Here is a 7,186-nt window from a genome sequence, read left to right on the forward strand (position 1 = left end):
AACCCCGGGACGCGAATCGCGGGCAGCACTGTTGTTTGGCCGGCGTGCCGGACGATCTTCCCTGGGGGGAATGGTTGTCTATAGTTTTTTAGGAACGGTTCGGGTCAAGCCAAACCAAAGGACCAGCAAAGAGGGTCGCGGAGAAAAGCAGGAGAAAGTTGCTCTTTACTTCCCTCGCTTCTATACCATGTCGTCATATGATAAGGAGAGCGATTTGCCTAAGTTGGGTTCTGGGACTCGGTCTTCTTTCTCTTGAAGGGCAGGGGCCAGTAAGAATCGGAATCGTAGACTATCAAGCGATTTTTAACCAGTACCACAAGACGGTCCATGCCAACCGTGTTCTCCAAGCGAAACTGGCCAGTTCTAAGGCTCGAGACGAGGAGCTAGTGCGGCAAAGGGAAACGTGTGTCAACCAACTGCAGCGCCTGCGGGAGGCCTCTTTGGATCCCAAGCTTTCAAAAAAGGATCGTGAAGGGCTTAAAAAAGCCTTCGAGCAAAAGTCAAAGGAGTTATCGGAAATCGAGCGGAAGCTTGCGGAATGGCGCACGCGCCAGAACAAGGAGATTCAGGAATATTCTGGGAAAAGCCAGTTACAGTTGATGCGGGACGTGATTACTGCTGTCGGCACAGAGGCTCGGCAAAGGGGCTTGGACCTGGTCGTGGACCATCAAGGTAGGGTCCTTTACGTCCGCGACCCCGAAGATTTGACCCAAGCAGTCCTTGGAGCTCTCAATGTTTCGCAACCGAGTAAACCCAAGGAGTTGGGGGCAACTCCCCCCTCTGGGGAACCGGAAACGAAACTTGATCCTGGCTCTACGCGGTCAACGGCACCCGAGCCCCGGGCACTCCCTTCTCCCTAAAGTGGGAGTTTACCAGCCCCACCAAACCGGGTAGAAGGGGTCGCGGCTCCAGGGGGGGAAGGAGCGAACGTAAAGCCCACTATCCCATAGATCTTCTACATCGATCCCTTTGGGCCACAGTTCCACCCGGTACGCTCGGAGAAGTGGGCCCTTTTTACTCCCCGCCGTTTCTCTTCCTAGCACCCGGACCACTCTTCCTGGAGAATAGATCGCGGGGTCCAAAAGACCCTTAGCTACTACGGGCACTGCTTTTCTGGAATAGAACCGGAGCTCTTGGGGACCCAGAAAGGGACTGGGCGGTGCCGGTTGGATCTCCAATTCCGTATAGCCACGGCAGGGTATGGTTCGGACAATGGTTCCTCGCAGCCGAATGGAATTGTTTCGATCCACCTGTGTTGCCGCTTGACTTGGAAAAGTCAAAAGAAGGAACCAAAAAGCAACCCCTCCTCCAAAGACTGATGCAAGTTTGATGGGATGAGTCATGATACAAAACTTTTTTTCGTTACCGCGCTTGGCAAATGGACACAAGCTTTTTATCCTATTGGACGAAAGGAAAAAAGCGACTCCCATGCCAGCCCAAAAATTCCGCTTTTTCTTGGTGCTTTTGATTGTTCTGGGCGTGTGTCCCAGGTTTCTCTTAGCCTGTTCTCGGTCTTCTTCTCTCTGGGAGAACCCTTCAGCCTGGAAAGGTACAGAGCTCTGTATTTCCGGGAAGGTTCTAGCGGTTCATTCAAAAAGGGGAGTAAAAGAGCTTGAAGTGTTGGAACAGCCGTTGGTCGCTAAAGACATGTCGGGGGAATCGGATCGTTCCTTGGGACGGTTTATTCTTCGCGTTTCCTCCGACGGTGGTACTGAGGGGAGCTGGGTGCGGGCCAAGGCTCGCGTGGTTGGGAGCCGGAAGGGGTTTATTGGAAGGGCTCCATACCGCTATCCTGTGCTTCAAGCGGTGACCGTTCAGTATGCAGAACCCAAGTCTCGGGAAGTTGGGTATTACTACTCGGCTCCCGGCTATCCTCCTTGGTGGGGTGTGGGTTTCGGCTGGGGTTGGCCGACCCGCCCTTAGGAAGTTGGGGTAAGCGAACCGTGGAATCCGGTGTCAGGGCGGATGGGGTCGCCGCAATTTTTTTCTGGGAAAAGCTTGCAAACGGCCAGTCACGATTCGATAGGGGGTCCGCTTGAGGAGCTTAGGGTGGGAGTATCGAAAGCTTTGCCTGTGGGCAAGCTTCCCTTGAGCGAAACATTGGTGGGAAAAAGCTCTTTTCCCTGGAGAATTTCCTTGGGGCACTCAGGGAGAGAGTCAAGGAAAAGTCTCCCGTAGGATCGGGTCAGAATCCGAGGATCTAAGATGACAACTATACCCTGATCCTCTGGGCTGCGAATGAGTCTTCCAATTCCTTGCTGAAACCGGAGTAGAGCTTCCGGCAAGAGATACTCCCAGAAAGGGTTTTTCCCCTGACGCGTGCACTCTTCCATCCGTGCCTGGGCCAGTGGCTCCTCTGGGGTTGGAAACGGAAGTCGGGTAATAATGACTGCGCGGAGGATGTTTCCTACAAAATCGACCCCTTGCCAAAAACTCTGAGCTCCGAAGAGGACCGGCCGGGGGAGGGTTCGGAATCTTTCCTGGAGCTGGTAGCTTGGGGTTTCGGGGGACTGGATAAGAAGGGAAAAGTCCAGGGATGCAAGTTTGGGTTGAAGCTTTTGCGCGACGCTTCGGAGCATGCGATGGCTTGTAAAAAGGATTAAAATACCGCCCTCAACTGCCTTACAAATGGAGAGGATGCGGCAAGCGACGGCATCTTCGTATGCGGGGTCTTCGGTTCCCTTGGGTTCGGGGAGATCGCTTGCCAAGTAGACTCGCATTTGCCTGGCATAATCAAACGGTGAAGGGAGTTGAACCGTGCGAGCCCGTTCGGCCCCTAGGCGTACCTGGATCGGTTCAAAACGTCTGCTCACCGTCAGTGTGGCGCTCGTGAGAATGGTTGAGCGGCCCTCGCTAAAGAGAGATTCTCGAAGATAGGATCCTACCCAGAGAGGAACTGCGCAAAGCTTAAGCGAAGGAGAGCTTCCTTCCACCCAGTAAACGTAGCCCGACAATTTTTGCTGAAACCAGAGTTCTAACTGTGTAGCGAGCAAAAAAAGGCTTTCCTTTGCTTCCTTGGCCTCTTCGTCATCGAGCGAGGAGGCGGAGCGTTCCAGAGCGCTTTCCAGAGAGGAGGCCAGCTCGTAGAGCCCGGCAACGGGATCTTCCCAATGACCCACCGGTTCGGTGATGCGAGCAGGGTACCCGTGGGGAGCGGTAGCTTGAGCAAGGGTAAAGAAAAGAGTTTGGAGTTGGTCTTTGACGAGCCGGATTTGTTTGCGAAGCCTTGAAAGCCCGAAGCGAGAAAGAAGACTTTCCTTTCCCGCCGATCCGAGATTTGTGAGCAACTCTTCGAGTTCTTGCCAGGCAATTTCCAGGCCCCATTGCCGGGCTGCAACGGTCTCTACGGTATGGGCTTCGTCGAGGATCCAAAGATCGTTACGTCGTAAAATTCCTGGCTCCGCAGCTTTGTTCCTGGGAACGCTAGAAAGGCTAGAGGCAAGAGAGGAAAAGAAAAGAGCGTGATTTACTACGAGAACATCGGCTTCTGCCGCCTTCATCCGGATAGCCTGGTAAAAGCAGCGGGAAGGCCGGCAAACATTGGGATGGCAATGGGAGAGGTGGGAACTGACTTTAGCCCAGACAGCGGGCATCGGAGGAGGATCCAGTTCCTCCTTGCAGCCAGTGAGAGTGGTTCTTGCCCAGTGGGCGATGCGTTCCAGCTCGGCTCGATAGGCGGGCTGGGAGAAGCTGGCGCTTTGCTTGAGAGCTTGTTCGAGCCTTCTAGGGCAAAGGTAGTGGTGGCGTCCTCGCAAAAGAAGAAAACGGATCGGTATCCCGAGTGCCTGGGAAGCCAAGGGGAGATCTTTTTTTACCAGCTGCTCTCCTAAGGCGATCGTATAGGTGGATACCACCATTCGGCATCCCTTTTGGAGAGCAAAACAAATCCCCGGAATAAGGTAGGCTAGAGTTTTCCCCGTTCCTGTTCCCGCTTCGACAAGAAGAGGGGTTCCCTTCTGGAGACTTTGGGCTACCCAGCGGGCCATGGCCTGCTGGGAAGGGCGAAAAGAAAAGTGGGGTGCTCGGGAGAGGGCTCCGCTTGGGGAAAAAAATGTTTCTACGAAATCGACCAGGGACTCGGGAGACTCCGGGGGAAAAAACCCGGCCTTCCCCGTAGACGCACCCCTAGGAGTCCTTTCTCTCACCATTCAAACGTGTAAGATTGGAGGCGCCGGTAGAGGTCCTGAACGATATTCTCTTCTTCGTCGGGAGTTTTCCCTCCAAAGGTAACACTCCAGCGAAGGTAGGGTCCCGCTTCGTCCCACGGAACCGTAACCACTCCAGGTTCTCGAATGAGCCATTCGGCACACTCTTGTGCCGAGCCAAAGGTTATATGATCCTGGGGGGTATGTACCGCCCGGGGGGCGCGAGTATAGAGAAAGAAAGTTCCACCGGATTTTTGTGCAGGGAAACCAAGTCGTTGCAAAACACCGACTAAAAGATCCATCCTTCGGGAGTATTTTCTTGCCAACGCCTCGGTGAACTCCGGGTGTTCCAAACACCAAGCCACGGCCGCTTGAATCGCAAGGAATTGACCCGAATCGGTATGTTCCTTAACTGCCCCGTAGGCAGCAATCAGCCGGGGATTGCCCACGACGAAACCGCATCGCCACCCGGTCATGTTAAAGTTTTTGGAAGCTGAATGGAGTTCCAACCCGACTTCCATGGCACCTGGGACCGAAAGAAACGAAAGAGGTTTGCCATCAAATACGAGTCCTCCGTAGGCAATATCGTGGAGGACAACAAACCCATACTGGTGGGCAAGTTCTACAACCCTCGAGAAAAACGTGCGGCTGGCTGTTGCTCCGGTAGGATTATTGGGGTAATTGAGCAGAAAAACTTTAGCCCGGGTAAGAATCTCTTCGGGGATGGTTTCAAGATCGGGTAGAAAATGGTTCTCCTCTGTAAGGAACAAGGGATACAGCACTCCTCCGCAGTACTCGGCGTGGGTCCCGAAGACGGGGTAGCCTGGAACAGTGACCAGGACAAGATCACCCGGATCCACTAGCGCCAGTGCCAAGATCGGCAAAGCACTTTTCGTCCCGATCGAGTGGAGGATGTGGAGGTGGGGATCGACTGTGACTCCGTAGACCTTCTGCAAATAGCGGGCCGCAGCTTCTTTGAGCCGGGAACCGCCCAGGTCAGCATACCGCTGGTTTTCGGGTTTGGTCGCTTCTTGACAGAGAACCTCAATGGCTTCTTGAGGAGGCATCCCGTCTGGTTCACCGATCCCAAAGTCGAGAAGCTTTTTTGTGGGATCCTTTTCGATTGCTTGGCGCTTGGCTTGCTTAATCCGGGCAAACTTGTACCCACCGGTTCCTTCGCCGAACCGCGCGCCACCAATACGCTGGGAAAAGAGAATTTTCTTGGTTGGATTCATTCTTTTCGGAAAGTGAGCCATTCGTTTCTTGTATCTTGGCAAATCTCAGGGGTTTTGCGAACCAAAGATTGGAGAAAGGTAGAATCGTCCCAAAAGGAAATCCTGTGAAGTTCGGTCGCGGGCATGAGGGAAATTTCGAAAAATCGTGGGGGATTGCCAAGGGAGGCTTACAGGTTTGCCTGTATTGAGGGGTCCGGCGGGTCTGTCTATTCCGTTGAAACCGGTTCGGAACGGTTTTCCAGCGCCGCTCGAAGGGTGTGCCATGGAAGGGTCGCGCATTTGATTCGCGCAGGAAAGTGACGTACCCCCTGGAGTGTCCAAAGGTCTCCTTCTAACACATCGCGGGGCAACCCGCTATCGTCGGGAGAAGTCAAAAACTTTTGGAACCGTTCCAATAACTGTAGCACTTCCGCTACCGTCTTTCCTTGGACGGTTTCGGTCATTACCGAAGCGGAGGCAAACGATATCGCACAACCTTCCCCACGGAATCGGATTTGTTGGATGCGATTCCCTTCCATCCGCAATCCCACTTCGATGCGGTCTCCGCACAGGGGATTGTATCCAAGGGCTCGGTGACTTGCCTCCGGCAGCTCCCCAAAGTTTCGCGGGTTGCGACAATGTTCGAAAAGGATCTCTTGATACAGTTCTTCGAGCTCATCCATGGCCGAAGATCTCCCACACTTTTTTAAGCCCCAGCACCAGTTGATCGACTTCTTGAAAGGTGTTGTAGAGGGCAAAAGAGGCTCGAACCGTACCGGAAAAACCCAACCGGTTCATCAGTGGCATCGCACAGTGGTGCCCGGCTCGTACAGCAACCCCCTCACGATCCAAGATCGTAGCCACGTCGTGGGCGTGCACTCCTTCCACCACGAAAGAAACGATCGCTATTCGCTCCTTAGGATCGGCCACGAGCCGGATTCCGGGAAGGGAGGACAACTGGTTCTGGGCGTAGTCGATTAACTTTTGTTCGTGCGACCGGATCGTATCCATTCCCACGGAACGCAGGTATTGAAGCGCCACTGCCAAGCCCACCGCTCCCGCGACATTGGGAGTGCCCGCCTCAAACCGTCGGGGAGGGGGAGCTACAAGCGTTCGGTCCCAAAAAACCGCCTGGATCATTCCACCTCCCCCTTGGTAGGGGGGTAAGCGTTCCAAACATTCCCACCTACCGTAAAGAACCCCGATTCCCATGGGACCCAGCGCCTTGTGACCCGAAAAGGCATAAAAATCACACTCCAGCTCTTGAACATCTACCGGAATATGGCCGGCAGCCTGGGCACCATCGACCACCACGACGGCTCCAAACCGGTGAGCGAGCCTTGCCAGATGCCGAACCGGATTGAGGGTTCCGAGTACGTTGGAGGCATGAGGAAAGGTAACAATCCGAGTCTTATCAGTAAGCTTTCGTTCCCAATCTTCGCAATCAATCTCTCCATTGTCCAAAATCCTGGCCACCTGAAGGCGCACGCCGGTGACTTCGGCAACCCACTGCCAGGGGACGATATTGGAATGATGCTCCATTTCCGTAAGAAGGATCTCATCGCCCGGATGAAGAACCGCGCGTCCTAAACACCAGGCCAGCAGGTTGAGAGCTTCCGTTGTGCCACGAACGAAAACAATTTCCCGAGGAGAGCCTGCCTTCAGAAACTGGGCGACTTCCTGGCGCGCTTCCTCGTAGAGTTGGGTTGCTTCCTCTGCGAGTTCATGAACGCCACGCTGGATGTTGGCATTATGTTCTCGGTAAAACCGCTCCATGGCCTCCAGGACAGGAGAAGGTTTCTGTGTAGTTGCGGCATTGTCCAAATA

General features: G+C 54.1%; 7 protein-coding genes. 2 read left to right on the plus strand and 5 right to left on the minus strand.

What is annotated here, in order from left to right; genetic code table 11:
- Nucleotides 1–197 precede the first annotated feature (197 nt).
- Nucleotides 198–860: an OmpH family outer membrane protein gene (locus tag KK925_RS08430; protein ID WP_174583517.1), complete on the plus strand. Its 663-nt coding sequence runs from the start codon at nucleotides 198–200 to the stop codon at nucleotides 858–860.
- 9 nt (nucleotides 861–869) lie between these two features.
- Here the strand turns inward: KK925_RS08430 and KK925_RS08435 are convergent, their stop codons facing one another.
- Nucleotides 870–1,343, minus strand: coding sequence for a Slp family lipoprotein (locus KK925_RS08435; protein WP_174583518.1), 474 nt, complete (start codon nucleotides 1,341–1,343; stop codon nucleotides 870–872).
- 85 nt (nucleotides 1,344–1,428) lie between these two features.
- Between KK925_RS08435 and KK925_RS08440 the strand changes: the two genes are divergently transcribed.
- Nucleotides 1,429–1,923: a Slp family lipoprotein gene (locus KK925_RS08440; protein ID WP_174583519.1), complete on the plus strand. Its 495-nt coding sequence runs from the start codon at nucleotides 1,429–1,431 to the stop codon at nucleotides 1,921–1,923.
- A gap of 89 nt (nucleotides 1,924–2,012) precedes the next feature.
- Here the strand turns inward: KK925_RS08440 and KK925_RS08445 are convergent, their stop codons facing one another.
- From KK925_RS08445 to KK925_RS08460, 4 genes are all read right to left on the minus strand, one after another.
- On the minus strand, nucleotides 2,013–4,148 hold the full coding sequence (locus KK925_RS08445; RefSeq protein WP_174583520.1) for an ATP-dependent DNA helicase: 2,136 nt from the start codon (nucleotides 4,146–4,148) through the stop codon (nucleotides 2,013–2,015).
- Entirely contained in the window at nucleotides 4,142–5,380 is a 1,239-nt protein-coding gene (locus tag KK925_RS08450) for an aminotransferase class I/II-fold pyridoxal phosphate-dependent enzyme (RefSeq protein WP_174583521.1), read from the minus strand. The genes KK925_RS08445 and KK925_RS08450 overlap by 7 nt, the downstream gene beginning before the upstream one ends.
- 206 nt (nucleotides 5,381–5,586) lie before the next feature.
- Nucleotides 5,587–6,042 carry a Fe-S cluster assembly sulfur transfer protein SufU gene (gene sufU / locus KK925_RS08455; RefSeq protein ID WP_174583522.1) on the minus strand — a complete coding sequence of 152 codons (456 nt, stop codon included), beginning with the start codon at nucleotides 6,040–6,042 and terminating at the stop codon, nucleotides 5,587–5,589.
- The coding region (locus KK925_RS08460; protein ID WP_174583523.1) for an aminotransferase class V-fold PLP-dependent enzyme at nucleotides 6,035–7,186 on the minus strand (1,152 nt) is incomplete at its 5' end. The genes KK925_RS08460 and sufU, both read right to left, overlap by 8 nt.

It is taken from the genome of Candidatus Methylacidithermus pantelleriae (genome assembly GCF_905250085.1).
Lineage (GTDB): Bacteria > Verrucomicrobiota > Verrucomicrobiia > Methylacidiphilales > Methylacidiphilaceae > Methylacidithermus > Methylacidithermus pantelleriae.